This window comes from Bradyrhizobium nitroreducens, from assembly GCF_002776695.1.
Taxonomy (GTDB): Bacteria; Pseudomonadota; Alphaproteobacteria; order Rhizobiales; family Xanthobacteraceae; genus Bradyrhizobium; species Bradyrhizobium nitroreducens.
Genome location: NZ_LFJC01000003.1, coordinates 330,964 through 345,504, shown reverse-complemented (window position 1 = coordinate 345,504; position 14,541 = coordinate 330,964). Strand labels below are relative to the sequence as shown.

The 14,541-nt window shown below is 65.1% G+C and carries 18 protein-coding genes; 7 read left to right on the top strand and 11 right to left on the bottom strand.

What is annotated here, in order from left to right:
• Positions 1–74: 74 nt before the first annotated feature.
• Positions 75–950 (bottom strand): DMT family transporter, encoded by an 876-nt coding sequence (locus TSA1_RS01730; RefSeq protein ID WP_100174822.1) that lies wholly within the window; start codon positions 948–950, stop codon positions 75–77.
• Between the two features lie 163 nt (positions 951–1,113).
• On the opposite strand from TSA1_RS01730, the gene TSA1_RS01725 reads away from it, so the two are divergent.
• On the top strand, positions 1,114–1,512 hold the full coding sequence (locus TSA1_RS01725; protein ID WP_100174821.1) for a RidA family protein: 399 nt from the start codon (positions 1,114–1,116) through the stop codon (positions 1,510–1,512).
• 49 nt (positions 1,513–1,561) lie between these two features.
• Here TSA1_RS01725 and TSA1_RS01720 read toward each other — a convergent pair whose 3' ends face one another.
• From TSA1_RS01720 to TSA1_RS01710, 3 genes are all read right to left on the bottom strand, one after another.
• The gene (locus TSA1_RS01720) at positions 1,562–2,107 is read right to left on the bottom strand and encodes a hypothetical protein (protein WP_174718692.1); all 546 of its coding nucleotides are present in this window, start codon (positions 2,105–2,107) and stop codon (positions 1,562–1,564) included.
• A complete protein-coding gene (locus TSA1_RS01715; RefSeq protein WP_100174819.1) occupies positions 2,052–2,402 on the bottom strand; it encodes a hypothetical protein in 351 nt (116 codons plus the stop codon). The genes TSA1_RS01720 and TSA1_RS01715 overlap by 56 nt, the downstream gene beginning before the upstream one ends.
• A 184-nt stretch (positions 2,403–2,586) precedes the next feature.
• Positions 2,587–3,174, bottom strand: coding sequence for a formyltransferase family protein (locus TSA1_RS01710; protein ID WP_100174818.1), 588 nt, complete (start codon positions 3,172–3,174; stop codon positions 2,587–2,589).
• A 231-nt stretch (positions 3,175–3,405) separates the two neighbouring features.
• On the opposite strand from TSA1_RS01710, the gene TSA1_RS01705 reads away from it, so the two are divergent.
• From TSA1_RS01705 to TSA1_RS01695, 3 genes are all read left to right on the top strand, one after another.
• Positions 3,406–3,651, top strand: coding sequence for a hypothetical protein (locus tag TSA1_RS01705; protein ID WP_245448072.1), 246 nt, complete (start codon positions 3,406–3,408; stop codon positions 3,649–3,651).
• Between the two features lie 440 nt (positions 3,652–4,091).
• Positions 4,092–4,310 carry a hypothetical protein gene (locus TSA1_RS01700; RefSeq protein ID WP_100174817.1) on the top strand — a complete coding sequence of 73 codons (219 nt, stop codon included), beginning with the start codon at positions 4,092–4,094 and terminating at the stop codon, positions 4,308–4,310.
• A 153-nt stretch (positions 4,311–4,463) separates the two neighbouring features.
• Complete coding sequence (locus tag TSA1_RS01695; protein ID WP_100174816.1) at positions 4,464–4,889, top strand: hypothetical protein; 426 nt, start codon at positions 4,464–4,466, stop codon at positions 4,887–4,889.
• A gap of 28 nt (positions 4,890–4,917) precedes the next feature.
• Here TSA1_RS01695 and TSA1_RS01690 read toward each other — a convergent pair whose 3' ends face one another.
• The 4 genes from TSA1_RS01690 to TSA1_RS39245 form a co-directional block, all read right to left on the bottom strand.
• Positions 4,918–5,220 carry a hypothetical protein gene (locus tag TSA1_RS01690; RefSeq protein WP_100174815.1) on the bottom strand — a complete coding sequence of 101 codons (303 nt, stop codon included), beginning with the start codon at positions 5,218–5,220 and terminating at the stop codon, positions 4,918–4,920.
• A gap of 94 nt (positions 5,221–5,314) precedes the next feature.
• On the bottom strand, positions 5,315–7,363 hold the full coding sequence (locus tag TSA1_RS01685; RefSeq protein ID WP_100174814.1) for an acetoacetate--CoA ligase: 2,049 nt from the start codon (positions 7,361–7,363) through the stop codon (positions 5,315–5,317).
• Between the two features lie 108 nt (positions 7,364–7,471).
• Positions 7,472–7,699 carry a hypothetical protein gene (locus TSA1_RS01680; protein ID WP_100174813.1) on the bottom strand — a complete coding sequence of 76 codons (228 nt, stop codon included), beginning with the start codon at positions 7,697–7,699 and terminating at the stop codon, positions 7,472–7,474.
• A gap of 91 nt (positions 7,700–7,790) precedes the next feature.
• Complete coding sequence (locus TSA1_RS39245) at positions 7,791–7,931, bottom strand: hypothetical protein (RefSeq protein WP_161497178.1); 141 nt, start codon at positions 7,929–7,931, stop codon at positions 7,791–7,793.
• A 145-nt stretch (positions 7,932–8,076) separates the two neighbouring features.
• Between TSA1_RS39245 and TSA1_RS01675 the strand changes: the two genes are divergently transcribed.
• Positions 8,077–9,162 (top strand): AI-2E family transporter, encoded by a 1,086-nt coding sequence (locus tag TSA1_RS01675; protein ID WP_100174812.1) that lies wholly within the window; start codon positions 8,077–8,079, stop codon positions 9,160–9,162.
• A 141-nt stretch (positions 9,163–9,303) separates the two neighbouring features.
• On the top strand, positions 9,304–9,696 hold the full coding sequence (locus TSA1_RS01670) for an NUDIX hydrolase (protein WP_100174811.1): 393 nt from the start codon (positions 9,304–9,306) through the stop codon (positions 9,694–9,696).
• Between the two features lies 1 nt (position 9,697).
• On the opposite strand, the gene TSA1_RS41095 is transcribed toward TSA1_RS01670, so the two are convergent.
• From TSA1_RS41095 to TSA1_RS40890, 3 genes are all read right to left on the bottom strand, one after another.
• Entirely contained in the window at positions 9,698–9,880 is a 183-nt protein-coding gene (locus TSA1_RS41095; protein WP_430649756.1) for a hypothetical protein, read from the bottom strand.
• Positions 9,881–10,105: 225 nt separating this feature from the next.
• A complete protein-coding gene (locus TSA1_RS01660) occupies positions 10,106–10,345 on the bottom strand; it encodes a hypothetical protein (protein WP_100174809.1) in 240 nt (79 codons plus the stop codon).
• Positions 10,346–10,897: 552 nt separating this feature from the next.
• Positions 10,898–11,032, bottom strand: coding sequence for a hypothetical protein (locus TSA1_RS40890; protein ID WP_283814333.1), 135 nt, complete (start codon positions 11,030–11,032; stop codon positions 10,898–10,900).
• Positions 11,033–11,057: 25 nt separating this feature from the next.
• On the opposite strand from TSA1_RS40890, the gene TSA1_RS01655 reads away from it, so the two are divergent.
• Positions 11,058–14,162 carry a DEAD/DEAH box helicase gene (locus TSA1_RS01655; RefSeq protein WP_174719266.1) on the top strand — a complete coding sequence of 1,035 codons (3,105 nt, stop codon included), beginning with the start codon at positions 11,058–11,060 and terminating at the stop codon, positions 14,160–14,162.
• The last annotated feature ends 379 nt before the right edge of the window (positions 14,163–14,541 follow it).

The following is a 14,541-nucleotide window of genomic DNA, read 5'->3' as shown; positions in this document are numbered from 1 at the left end:
CACGGTGGATTGATTCCCCAACGTGATCCAAATCACACGGCCACTTTGTTTTGTCGCGCAAGGCGGCGGGAGGTTCACCGCGCGCGGGCGGGAACCGAGGGCGCCGGCTTCAAATTCAGGAGATTGCCGCACAGGATCAGCACCGCGCCCAGCACGGTCCAGGCGTCGAGCCGCTCGGAGTAGAGCAGCCAGCCCGCGGTCGCCGTCAGCGGAACCCGCAGGAAGTCCATGGGAACCACGATCGTCGCGTCGGCGTATCGAAGCGCGCTGGCAAGGCAATAGTGCGAGAAAGTGCCGCAGACCCCGATGACGAACAGCCAGCCCCAGAGATAGGCCGACGGCCAGGTCCAGACGAAGAGCGTCGGCAGCAGGCCCACGGCCATCTGCACCACGATCATCCAGAACAGGATCGACAACGCGCTCTCGGTCCGGGTCAAGGACTTCACTAAAATCATGGAAATGCTGAAGCCGATCGCGGCGCCGAGCGCGATCAACTGACCTGGATTGATCTCGCTGGTGGCGGGCCGCACGATCATGACGACGCCGATGATGCCGAGCACGACGGCGGCGATCTTCCAGATCGTCATGCGCTCGGACAGGAACGTCGCAGCCAGCACGGCGGTCCAGATCGGCATGGTGAATTCGATCGCGACCACCTGGCCGATTCCGATCAGCGTCAGTGCGTAGAACCAGCCGAGCTGTGCGAAATAATGCACGCCGTTGCGCGCCAGGTGCTGGTGCAGGCGTTGGGTTGCGACCGCCTTGAAGCCGCCGGCGCGGAAGATGATCGGCAACAGCAGCGTGAATCCGATCACTGAACGCACTTCCATGATCTGGAAAACGTTGAGCTCGCGCGTGGTCTCGCGGCCGGCAACCGCCATCACCAGCATCAAAGCCAGCCAGCCGGCCATCCAGAATGCAGCCATCGTTTTGGACGGTGTCGCGCTCATCGGGGCAGGATGCTGGGGCAGGTGCTGGAGGATGGAGAGTGCGAAAGGACGGCCGGTATCGGCGACATCGCCGCCGTTTGCAACGGCAAAATCTGCGGATGCAGCGATGCAAGCGGACGTGCTAAGGCTTCATTGAACAACAAGAAAAGGGAGAGCTTCGCTCATGCGCATCTTGCAGCCGGCCGAATGGACAAAACCTCGCGGCTTTTCTCATGGCGTCGTCGTCGAGGGACCGGGGCGCTGGGTGGTTCTGGCCGGCCAGACCGGCGGCGACGAGACGGGTAGCTACGCGCCCGACATGGCGGCGCAGGTCGGAGCCGCACTGAAGCGGATCATCAAGCTGCTGGGCGAGGCGGGCGCCGGCCCCGAGCACATCGTCCGCCTGACCTGGTACCTGACCAGCCGCAGCGAATATGAGGCCGCCGGTGCCGGCATAGGCGCGGCCTGGAAGGAAACGCTCGGACGCAATTTCCCGCCTTCGACGCTGCTCTATATCGGCGGTCTCGTGGACGAGCGGGCCAAGGTCGAGATTGAGGTCACCGCGTTCGTGCCGGGCGCATAAAAAAGATCCGGCGAGGTCGCCGGATCGATTGTCGTGTCGCCCCGGTGTCTTACTTCGACATCGAGATGTTGGCGCCGCGGAACTGGCTGTCCGCGCGCATGGTGACGGTCTGCCTGTTGCCGCTCGTCCTCAGCGCGATGTTGGCGTTGAAGCCGGCCGCGGAGGCCACCACCTCGAAGTTGCCGCCGCCGCCACGACCCTGGAGCGAGCCAGAGATGTTGCGGCTGGCCTCGCTCCAGCTTCCGGTGATGGTACTACCGGCCGACTGAACGTTGGCGGAAAGATTGAATTTGTAGGCGTCGCTGGCGCAGGTCAGCGACATCTCCATGGTAGGACCGATCGGGGCGTATTTGGCCCGGCAACGGATGCGTTCCGTCGATCCGTCCTCGAGGCTGACGGTGCCGCCGCCGCTCCAGCTGCCCGCCATTGGGGCGAACGGGCCGGACTGGGCCCGGCTCTCGGTGCCGGCGATTCCCGCCGCAAACAAAACGGCGGCCGCGATCAGCAGCCGCCGATTCCGGGCGCGAGCCTCGATTGGTTTATTGGCGCGATGCTTCCCACCGCCCGCTGCATGGTATGCCTGCAGATGCTCCATTCCACTTCCCCGATCCGGCGTTGCCGTTGAGTTGACCGTTGGCATATGCACCATTGATCGAAACTTTCACAAGTCCCCCGCTGCCAATGGTGCCGGAAACGTTAGCGCCGGGCGCGGTGATCTTGCCGTCGGCGACCGTCAGCATGGAACTCGCGGTCGGTTCGCAGGAGCCGCTCTTGGTCACGATCGTGACCTGCCAGTTGCCGTCATAAGGGGTCTGGGCAAAGGCGGACGCGGCGAGGGTGCCGGTAAAAACTGAAGCGGCACAGAACACCGCAATGCGAGCAAAACGCATAAATTCCGTCCTTGAATGTGTCTGATATGCTGTCGCTTATCTGGACCAAATGTGACGGAAATTTGTTGCAATGCCAAATCGAAAATTGTTCCTGTGGAAACAATGGTTTATTTGTGTTTTTAGCACCTATTTTCGAAGCAGAATCAATGCGGCTTCACGTTAAGGGTAAACGTGAGCACAGGCCTTACGAGAGACTCGGTGCGGAGGTCGCGAACTGCTCGTCCTGAGCCTTGGCCGGCAGCGCCTTGTGGACCTTGGCATAGTCGATCACGTCGGCGAGCAGCTTGAGCCCGAGGGGCGCCAGCGCGCGCTCCCAGAGTTCCCGGGCCGTCTCGCCCTTCTTGACGAAGCACCAGTCCTGGGCGGCGATGGCGCCGGCATCCATGCGGTCGGCGAGGTGGTAGATCGTGCCGCCGGCGATCGGATCGCCTTCCTTGATGGTCCATTCCACGGCGGCCTTGCCGCGATGTCGCGGCAGCAGCGAGGGGTGATAGCCGATGCCGCCGAGCTTGGCGGCGGCGAGCGCATCCTTGCCGATCCGGGCGTGGCTGTGCGCCGTGATGATCAGATCGGTATCGGGGGCGATCTCGGAGGCCACCACCAGCTTCGGATTGGCCTGAACCACAACCTCGATGCCGGCTGCCTTGGCGGTCGCAGCGAGGCGATCCTCGGCATCGGCGACCACGACCCTGACGATCGTGACGCTGTGCTCCCGGAGCATGTTCAGGGTGGTCACGCCGAAATGGCGGGAGCCGACGAGAGTAATGCGCATGGGTGTCCGATCCGGTCTCGCAACTGCGTCATCCCCCGATAACACGTCCGGACGCCCTGTCACCACCCGCGCCACGTTTGCGTGGGTTATCAACAATGCGCCGAGGCGCCGGGCGCGACGAACGCCGTGATTGCGCAGCCGGGCGTTCCGGTGCTTCCATGGCGGACATTGCGCCGGTTCGGGAGCGAGCTCATGCGAAGCGCCTGGTTATTCCTTCTCGCGGCATTGCTCATGAACGTTCCCGCCCATGCCGGCGGGCCGTACCCCGTCGTGCCGCCCGAGACCGGGATCGCGCCCTTCGTGGGGCCGAGCTGGGACGGCTATCGCTGTGCCCGCGGGCCGGTGTTCAATTTCTATCATCGCGCCTATTACGGCGAGGAGCCGCCGGCGCTCTATCGCGGCTACGCCTACCGGCCGCATTACCGCTACAGCGCCTATCGCAGATTGCCGCGCACGTATTTCTGCGTCACCGACTAGAGCATTTTCGGTTCTGATTGAATCGGAACCGAAGCTCTAGATTCTTGTTTTGACGCGTTTTCTTCACGCGAACCGGTGTTCACTTCGCTCGAAAACGCTCTAGCGTTGCCGCGCGGCCACGGTGGGGCGGCAAGCGGCGGATAGGTCGGTTCCTGTGTTTCGTTTTTAACAGAGGTCGGCTGGGCCGGCTGATAAGAGTGCGCCTACCGGGGCTGGCGACATTTCAATCCGTATCCGTTTTTGAACCCGGCTTGGGCCGCTGGCGCGATCGTCAGCGGCCTTTTCGTACCGCGTGTCGCGAAATCATCGCCTGGTAACGCGATCTCAACCCGCCCGGCGTATCGACGAATCCGTCGCGGATTTGTATTGCGTACCGCGACATCGAAAATGTCCCGCCGGCGTGGGTGCGCCGCGCGGATGTTTTCGCCGGGACACATTTCATGCCGCGCGCCATTGAGCAGATCGTCGACAGCTATGTGCGGCTGAAGAACCGCCGCGGGCTCGACGAGCTGATGATGCACAGGCAGCGGCTCGCGGTCGATCTGAAGAGCAGGTCCGGCTATGATTTCAGCCTGCCGATCGGTCAGATCGATGAAGAGATCGCGATCATCGAGGCGGGCCTCAGCCGGCTCAAGGCAGAGAATTCCGCGCCGATCTAAAGGGTTCTCGCGCCGCGCGCTGGGGACGACGCATCGTCGCAGCCCCGGACCGGTTCATGCATGGTTCAGGCCGGCCATGGCTCAATCCCCCGAGGTCGTTTCGTGGGACACGAATCCTGCTAGGCTTTGTCCCCGTGATTTGGAGGAGACGTCATGATCGCTCTTGCGCTGGCTGGCCTGCTTGGGTTCGCAACCGTGCCCGCGGCATCGCCGGCCCCCATGGTGGAGCAAGTTCAGTTCAGGGCTGCTCCAGGCGGACGCTGCCCGGACGGCTATGATTTCAACCACTCGAACGGCCGCTGCTATCCCAACGACTATCATGCGCCGGGTGTCTACACGCGCGATCCCGGGCCGCACGAGTACTACGGACGACGCGGCGGACTGTGCCCGCACGGTTACGACTACAACTACTCCACCGGCAGCTGCTATCCGAACGGGGCGCACGCGCCCGGTGCCTACGGGCAGCCTGAATATTACGGACGACGCGGCGGGCTCTGCCCGGATGGCTTCGCGTACAATTACGCGGACGGTCAATGCTATCGGAATGGCCGGCAACCGCCCGGACTGTACGGGCGATAATCGATCGCCCTGCCAGGGCGGGCGCGCTCTAGTCGCGCCGGCCGCCGTCGATCACCGTGAACAGCGGTCGCGCCGGTGTCGGCTCGACCAGCAGTTCCTCCACCAGCGCGGCGGCCGCATCGACATATTTGCGGGTCGGCTTGTCGAGTTCACGCCTGGCCTCGTCGTCGAGCGCGACCTTTGCGGCTTCGACCAGCTTGCGCATGCGCACCGCATGGTCGTCGCCCGCGGTCAGCGTGGCGCGCGCCAGCGAGCGCAGCACGAACAGCTCGCCTTCGAGGCGGAGCAGGCGGTCGTTGAGCCTTGTGAGGACGGCGTTGAGGTCGGCCATGTCTGCGGTTCGGCGCGCGAAGGATCCATCCTGATCTAGCGGCGATCGGTGAACGGAGTCCAAACGACACCGGCGCAATTGGGGCGATCATCCCTCACGCCGCGGTCCGCGCCAGATAGTCGCGCGCGAAGGCGAGATACCAGTCGAGGCAGGCGGGGTTGGCCATCGCCTCCTTGTTGATGACCTTTTCGACGGGCTGGCCAAGCAGGAGCTTCTTGATCGGCAGCTCCTGCTTCTTGCCGGAGAGCGTGCGGGGGATCTCGGCGACGGCAAAGATCTCGTTCGGCAAGAAGCGGCGCGACAGGTCGGACTCGATCGCCTTGTTGATCCTGGCCTGCATCGCGGCGTCGAGCGCCACGCCCTCGCGCAGCACCACGAACAGCGGCATGTAGCTGTCGCGACCGAGATATTCGAGGTCGACGACGAGGGAATCCAGCACGTCCGGCAGCGCCTCGATCGCGGAATAGAGCTCGCTGGTGCCCATGCGCAGGCCATGGCGGTTGATGGTGGCATCGCTGCGGCCGTAGATGATGCAGGATCCATCAAGATTGATCTTGAGCCAGTCGCCGTGCCGCCACACCGGCCCACGGCCGCTGCCGTCAAAGTTGTCCGGATAGGTCTCGAAATAGCTGGCGCGATAGCGCGCGCCGTCCTTGTCGTTCCAGAAATACAGCGGCATCGACGGCATCGGTTCGGTGCAGACGAGCTCGCCGACCTCGTCCGTGACGGCGCGGCCCTGCTCGCTGAAGGCCTCGACGGCCGCGCCCAGCAGGCGGCATTGCATCGCGCCCGGCGTCTGCGGCAGCTCGCGATTGCCGCCGATGAAGGCGCCGGCGAAATCGGTGCCGCCGGAGATGTTGGCCCACCAGATGTCCGCCTGCGCCTTGCTGCCGTTGCTGTTCGACAGCGCCGCAAAGCGGGCGTTGAACCAGCCTTGCGTGTCGGCGCTGAGCGGCGAGCCGGTCGAGCCGAGACAGCGCAGCCGCGACAGATCGCCGGATGCGGCAAGATCGATCTCGGCCTTGGCGCAGTTGGCGAAGAACGCAGCGCCAGCGCCAAAGAAGGTCGCCTTCGAGCGCGCGACGAAGCGCCACAGCGTGGTCCAGTCCGGCTTGTCCCTGGTGCCGCCGGGGCTGCCGTCGAAGATGCAGCAGGTGGTGCCGCCGAGCAGGCCGCCGACCTGGCTGTTCCACATGATCCAGCCGGTCGACGAGTACCAGTGATAGCGCTCGCCGAACGAGTTCGGGTGATACGAGCAGCCGATGTCGTTGTGCAGCCCGAGCAGCGCCAGCACCACGATGACGATGCCGCCATGGCCGTGCACGATCGGCTTCGGCAGCCCGGTGGTGCCGCTGGAATAGACGATCCAGAGCGGATGATCGAACGGCAGCCAGATCGGCTCGAACGCGTCGACCGCAGCGCCGGTTTTGGCCGTGATCTCGCCGAGCAAGGCATCTGGCGCAACTGACGCGCCGGCCTCGCTGTGCAGGATGACATGCGCGACTGATGGCAGCGATCGCCGCAGCTCGGCAACGACGTCCTTGCGATCGTGCCGCCGGCCGGCATAGGTGACTGCGTCGCAGGCGATCAGCACTTTCGGCTCGATCTGCTTGAAGCGGTCGATGACAGCGGGTGCCGCCATGTCCGGCGCACAGACGCTCCAGACTGCGCCGATGCTGACGCTCGCCAGAAAGGCGATAATGGTCTCGGGAATGTTGGGCAGATAGGCCGCGACGCGGTCGCCGGGCTTGATGCCCTTGTCCTTCAGATGCAGCGCAAGCGCAGCGGCCTTGCGCCGCAGCTCCGGCCAGCTCGTCTCCGTGATCCTGCCATCCTCGCCGCTGCTGACGATCGCGGGCAGGCCGGCGGCATCGGCCGCGTCGACGTGCCGGAACACCTGCCGGGCATAGTTGACCTGCGCGCCCGGAAACCAGACCGCGCCCGGCATCTTGCGCTCAGTGAGCACGGCTTGAAACGGCGTCGGCGATTGCAGATCGTAATAGTCCCAGATGCTGCGCCAGAAGCCGTCGAGATCGCGCACCGACCATTGCCGCATCGCCTCGTAATCAGCGAAGGAGAGGCCGCGCTGCTCGGCGAGCCAGTTGCGGTAGAGGGCGATCTGGGGAACGAAAGGAGCGGTCATTGGCCATCGGCATCTGTTGCGGGAAGGGGAATCTAACCGGTGCCGCAGTGGAGCAGAAGCCGCAGTTCACGCAGGCCGCAATGACCGGGAGGCGCCCTTGCCTTGGGCCTACCAGTCGGCGCCGGCCCAGCGCCGTCCGAACACAGGCGGCCGCGTCGTCACCGCTTTCCAGCCGAAGAAGTGATGCTTGCCGGACCAGGCGTGCACCACGCCGCTGCAGATGGTGCACTTGAAGTGGCCGGCATGCGCTTCGCTGTGCTCCTCCCTGGTCGCGGTGTAGTTCATGCTGCAACCGGTGCAGGTGAATTCTTCGATCGTCCAGATGCTGTTGGCCATTGCACGCAGTGTTTTTGGGGACCTCGATCCAGGCTAGTTGCGGGCGTTTGCAACGGCGTAAATGGGCCGGCGGAAATCCGGTTAACGGGCGTTAGCCAAGCCCGGAGCGGACCCTGTCGGCGACGGCATAGACATAGCGCCAATAGCGTGGCGCGGCATTGGGCTTGAGGGAATAGTGGATGCCGAGATGCATCCCAACGTGTTCGGCGAGCTGTCTCGGAGGCCGTGTCATCGTCTTTCGAATGCAGAATGGTCCGATGTGTCCCTCATCGCGGGCCCCGGGGCGGTTCCAGTCGTCTTGACGCCGGATGCGTTGCTGGCAATAACGGACAGGCCTCGCAAGCGCCCGAAGTTGCGTTCATGCCGCAAGGAAAGCAGTGCCCGTGAAAAGTCTCCGTCAGCTCCTGACGGGAGAGGACATCATCCAGCTCGTGATCCGGCTCGGCCTGCTCGCCCTGCTGATCATCTGGACCTTCCTGATCATCCGCCCGTTCGTGCCGATCCTGGCCTGGAGCGGCGTGCTGGCGGTTGCGTTCTATCCGGCTTTCAGCTGGGTCGCCAAGGTGCTCGGCGGCCGGCCCAAGACCGCGGCGGCGATCCTCACCCTGATCACGCTCGGCATCGTCATCGGTCCGGCGACCTGGCTCGGCATCAGCGCGGTGGACGGCGTGCGCGAATTGGCGCGCCAGCTCGGCACCGGCAACGTCGCGCTTCAGTCGGCGCCGGAGCAGCTCAAGTCGTGGCCGATCGTCGGCCCGTGGATCTATGACCTCTGGGACCAGGCCTTGAATAACATCCAGGCCGTGTTGCGAGAGGTGGCCCCTTATCTCCAGCCGCTGGCGGGCCCGCTGTTGTCGCTCGCAGGCGATGCTGGCGTCGGCACGCTCCAGTTTCTGGTCTCGGTGTTCGTGGCCGGTTTCCTGTTCCCGCATGGGCCGCGGCTCGTGGCCGCCGGCCGCGGCTTCCTGTTTCGCATCGTGCCCGAGCAGAGCGAGCATTTCCTGGGGCTCGCGGGCGCGACCATCCGCGCGGTGGCGCAGGGCGTGATCGGCGTCGCGATCGTGCAGGCGTTGCTCGCCGGCATCGGCTTCAAGCTCGCGGCCGTGCCGAGCGCCGGCCTTCTCGCCTTCATCGTGCTGCTGCTCTCGATCGTGCAGATCGGCGCCTTCCTCGTGCTGCTGCCGGTGATCATCTGGATCTGGACCGCCAAGGACGTCACCACGGCGCTGCTGCTCACCGTGTTCCTCGTCGTCGTCGGCTTCATCGACACCATGCTGAAGCCGCTCGTCATGGGGCGCGGCCTGACCACGCCGACCATCGTGATCTTCGTCGGCGTGATCGGCGGCACGCTCGCCCACGGCATCGTCGGCCTGTTCATCGGGCCGATCATCCTGTCGGTGGCCTGGGAGATGATGATGGACTGGATCAGGACCGAGGACCGGGCAGGGGCGGGCAAGAGCTGATCTCGCCCCGACCGGCGCGATTCGCCCGAGGCGCCGCGCCAGGACCCGACGGCGCGCAGCTGTGATCAAAGCACGCCGCGAACTTGTCTGTTCGACTAGACAAGTTACGATTGGGACGATTCTGTTTCAATGACGGCAGCAATGGCGAAGTCTTCCAAGCTGGTTGCCGCAAGGCGCGGCAAGGTATTGTTGGTCAGACGCCGGTCGGACGGCCTGTGGATGTTCCCGGGCGGCCGCAAGCGGGCGCGCGAGTCCGACAAGGACTGCCTGCGGCGGGAGATCAAGGAGGAACTGCCCAAGCTGAAGCTCGGCAGGATCAGCCTCTGGAAGGAAGTGACGGCGAGGAACAAGCGCTCCGGCCGCAAGATGAACGACGCGATCTTCATTGCCAAGACGGCCAAGGGCAGGCTGGCGATCGGCGACAAGAAGGAGATCGACCGCGCCGCCTGGCAGAAGCCGCGCGGCCTCCGCCTGACGCCGACCTCGCGCTACATCCGCGACCGGCTGTTTCCCAGGAAGCAGCGGCGGAGGTGAGCTAGTCGTCGCGTTCCGCCGATCGCGTCCGTCCGGCGAACCTCCTCGACTGCGTGCCCCGCGGTTCGGGCGCAGCGAGCCTCGCGGCCTCGAGCTCGCGCATCTCCTTGCGGGCCTTGCGCGCACTGCGCATCGCGCGCTTGATGAAGGGATGTTGGGAGTCCTCGGCGAAGAACAGCACCACTTCGCAGCTTGGACATTGCCTGGAATAGCCGTCCTGCAACCGCCCGGCGCGATCACGGAATACGCTCTTGCACCGCGTGCATTGAATTTGGACCGAACTCATGCGCGGACAACAATGACTTTGAAAAATGGACGTTCAGCTCATCCCAAATGTCTGAAGAAAGCCTGAAGGCTTTCGCGGCCGGATGTCGCAGAACGCGCGCGGCCAAGCGTCGTCCTCCGGCCGCTATTGCTTGGCCGCCATCGCGTCCAGGCAATGGTTCAGAAAGGCGGTGCGATCCCTGGGCAGCACCTTCTCGAGATCCGCCTTCAGTGCGCATTCGCGCTGGCGCAACTGCTCGGCCCGGCGCTTCTCGGCGGCCTCGCGATATTCGGGTGCAACCTTGCTGGGATCGACCAGCGCCTGTGAGCGGGCGGGAGCCGTGGCAAGCAGCGCTGCGGCGGCGATGAAAATCAATGGTTTCAAATGAGCCTCCGTAAAAAGAACATCGTAGCGCGCGGTGCGTGCGCACTCAAACGGGGAGTGCGGTATTCCGCTCCGGCGTGATGGGAGCGGGACGTGCCGGCCCGGCCAGCGCCCGGCCGGGAGTCCCGGAACGACTGTGCCCGGCAGGCGCCGAATCCCGGCTCGCGGCCGATCCGTTTGTTTGCCGGATGGTGTGTGAACCAGTTCACAAGCGAGCGGCGAAGTTGCTGCTATGAAGGCGTCATTGCTTGACCAATTCATTTGAACGAAACGCCCCAGCGTGGCTCCAAGCGCTGGGGTTTTTCGTTTCTCTGCGTGCGCAGAACGTCTACAATCACGCCAAGCGTCGCATCGACAGACGCAGATCCCGCGCCGCGCCAGTTCCGTCCACGTCGATCAAACAGCTCTTGTGTCGGGATCGTCGCGCCGCGCTGAACGTTGCCACCAGGCGTGCGTTCACGGGGCAAATCCCATATGCATGGCGCCACGTCGCCGAATCGGAATGAGGGCGGCTGGCGTTCAGTTGACGACGGTTTACGACCAGAAACGGATTCAAGTGAGGCTTACCAAGAAGGCGCGGGTGGCTAAGAGGTCGCTGAAGAAGACGTTGCCGAACAGGACGTCGAAAAGCAAAGCGTTGCCAAACAGGACGTCGCCACGGGCGAGCAAGGCGGTGCGGCGAGCCACGATCTCGTCCTCGTCGCCGCTCGGGGTGCTCGCTCTGCATCTGCTTGGCCAATGGAAAGAGTCCGGGCGTAGCGGCATCGTCTTTCTCGCCGAGAACGAGAACAGGGCGGAGCGGCTGGGCAGCGTCATTCACGCGCTCGATTCCTCCTGCGAGGTCCTGGTGTTTCCGCGCTTGAACACCTTGCCGTTCGATCAGCTGGAGCCGTCGCACGAACTCGCGGGGCGCAGAGCCTCCGTCCTGAGGCGCCTCGCGAAATCCAAGAAGCCGCTGTTTCTCGTCTCGACGGCGGAAGCCGTGATGGAGCGCCTGCCGCCGCCGGCGAGCCTGTCGCGCCTGAGCGTGAGCTTGAAGGTTGGCGGCACCTTCTCCGAGGGCGATCTCGAGGCGCGCCTGGAGTCCCTCGGATACGATCTCGACGACGAGCCGGATTATCCGGGCGGGGCGCTGTTCCATGGCCAGACCTTCGAGATCTTTCCCGCGGGCGCGCTGGGGCCGTTCCGGATCGAGCACTCGGATCGCGCGATCAGAAGGATCGTTGCGTTCGATCCGAACGAGCACAGGATCATCTTCGAGACCAAGGAGCTTCTCGTCGACCCGATGTCGGAGCGGCTCGGCCTTGCCGGCAAACGCGGCAAGCGCGCGAGCCTGTTCGACTATTGCGGGCGCGCCAAATGGATCGCCGATGCGGGCGTCCCGGCGCACGCCGACGGCTGGCTCGATACGATCGAGGAGGCTGCGCCGCGCGCGGAGCGTGAGCGCGAATATCTCGGACGGCGCGACTGGAAGCAGCTCTCCAGGGGCATGAAGGTGCTGCCCCGTGCGTCGTCGTTCCAGACCATCCCGGAGTTTTCGAAGCTGACATCCGCCCGGAAGGCGCTGCGTGCCTTCGTCGAGGAGACGCGGCGGGCCGGATCGCGCCTGATCCTCGTCGCTGCGCAGGAGGACGATCTGCGCGTGATGGAGCGGATGAGCGGCGTCAAGGCGCCGCGCTGCGAGGACTGGGACGAGGCGACGCGGAGCCGCAGCGGCGAGGCGGCGTTGCTGGCCGATTTCGATGCCGGCTTCGTCGTGCCGGGGAAGAAGCCGCTCGTCGTCGTGACGGCCTCCGACGTGCTCGGCAGCCGGGCGCATCATCCGCAGCCGTTGGCGCGCGCCTGGAGCGCGGCGTTCGACCATGCCGATGTGCCCGAGCAGGGCACGGTGGTCATCCATCTGCAGCGCGGCCTCGGCGTGCTCGATGGCTTGCAGACCGTCAACACCGGCGGCGGCGCCATGCGTGAAATGATCCGCCTCAAGTTCGCGGGCGACCATGCGGTGCTGGTGCCGCCGCCCGATCTCGCCTTGATGTGGCCCTACGCAGCCGAGCTCGGCAAGGTCTCGCTCGACAAGGCGGACGGCAGCACGTGGTGGGGCCGCCGCACCGAAGCCGAGCGCGAAATCCAGGTCGCCGGCAAGGTGTTGGCCAAGCATATCAGCCAGCGCCGCAAGCGGCGCGGCGAGAAGCTGGTGCCGCCGGGCTCGGCCTACGAGAAGTTCGTCGCGCGCTTTCCTTATTTCACGACGATCGACCAGGCCAAGGCGATCAACGACGTGCTGGACGATCTTGCGTCCGGCCACCCGATGGACCGGGTGGTCTGCGGCGACGTCGGGTTCGGCAAGACCGAGGTGGCGCTGCGCGCGGCGGCCGCCGTCGTGCTGTCGGGCAAGCAGGTGGCGATCGCGGTGCCGACGACGGTGCTGGCCCGCCAGCATGTGGCAACCTTCCAGAAGCGCTTTGCGCCGTTCGACATCGAGGTTGGCAACCTGTCGCGGGCGACTTCGGGTGCGGAGCTGCGCGAGACCAAAGAGGGCCTGCGCAGCGGCCGGATCAAGGTCGTGATCGGCACGCAGGCGCTGACGGCCAAGGACGTGAAGTTTAGCGATCTCGGCCTCGTCATCATCGACGAGGAGCAGCATTTTGGCGCGGCGGAGAAGGCCAAGCTGTCGGGCCTCGCCAAGAACGTCCATGTGCTGATGATGAGCGCGACGCCTATCCCGCGCACGCTCGCCGCGGGCCTTGCCGGCTTCCGCGATCTCAGCGTGATCGCCTCGCCCCCCGTGCACCGGCTGCCGGTCGCGACCCGGATCGCGCCGCTGTCGGATGCCGCGATTGCCTCAGCGCTGCTGCGCGAGCAGCGCCGCCATGGCCAGAGCTTCCTGATCTGTCCGCGCATCCAGGATCTCGATCCGATGCTGGCGCGGGTGCAGGCGGTGGCGCCTGACTTACGCATCGTCTGCCTGCACGGCAGATTGGCGGCCGACGAGATCGACGACCGCATGATGAGCTTCGTCGAGGGCAGGGCGGACGTGCTGCTCGCGACCAACATCGTCGAGAGCGGGCTCGATATTCCGCGCGCGAACACCATCGTGGTGTGCTGGCCGGAGAAGTTCGGCCTCGCCCAGCTGCATCAGCTGCGCGGGCGCGTCGGCCGCGGCGGCATCCGCGCCTTCGCCCACCTGTTGACCGAGACGGCATCAGGACAATCCGAGAAGCGGCTCGCCGTGCTCGAGGAGTTCAGCCGGCCCGGCGCAGGCTTTGCGATCAGCGAGCGCGACCTCGATCTCAGGGGCGCGGGCGATCTGTTCTCGGAGCAGCAATCCGGCCACGTCCAGGTGTTCGGACCCGTGCTCTACAGCCACCTCCTCAAGATGGCTTCGGAGAAGCTGGACGAGGGGCAGGCGGTGTGGGTGCCGGATCTGAACCTGCCGGTCGCGGACATGCTGCCCGAGACCTACGTGCAGTCCGAGCCGGTGCGTCTCGAGCTCTACGCGCGCGCCGCACGATGCACTGACGAGGACGACCTCGAAGACCTCGAGGAGGAAACCGCCCGCCGCTTCGGCCCGCTGCCGAGGGGCGCGCTCGACTTCTTCGCCGCAGCCCGGATCAGGCTCGAATGCAAACGCAGAGGCATCATCCGCCTCGACGTCGGCCCCGAGGCGGCCGCCGCGACGTTCCTGCCCGGGCGCTTGCGCAAATCGCGGGGCAAGTCGCTGCAGCGCGACGGGGATCGCGTCGTCTATCACGCCAAGATGCAGGACGCGCCGTTCGCGCGGGTCGAGGAATTGTTCGAACTGCTGGACGAAGGCTAGGGCGCCGGTCAAAAACGCGAAAACAACCCCATGCACAGTAGCTAAGTGGCGCTGGCGCAAGGCTTTTTGAATCCGGCGGAAGGGCTTGTTTGCTCCATCGGGCAAAGCAGTTGCACGATGCGATCCTCGGGAAGTCCGCTTTCGAGAATGTTGCCCCAGGAACGGCTGCCGTAGAGGGACAAAGGCGCGGAGCGCCGTGCCCACGATCTTGCCGATCCGACAAAGACACCCGTAATCGGCCGGGGTCGCCGGGCCCGGTCGCTAACGTGGAATTAATTCAAAATGCTCACAATTTTAGACAGTTGTGTAAGGGTGCTGCGTACAAGGGCTCGTCGTGAGGACGTTCCAGGGGCGGCTGCCTGTTGCTCGCTCATTGGGG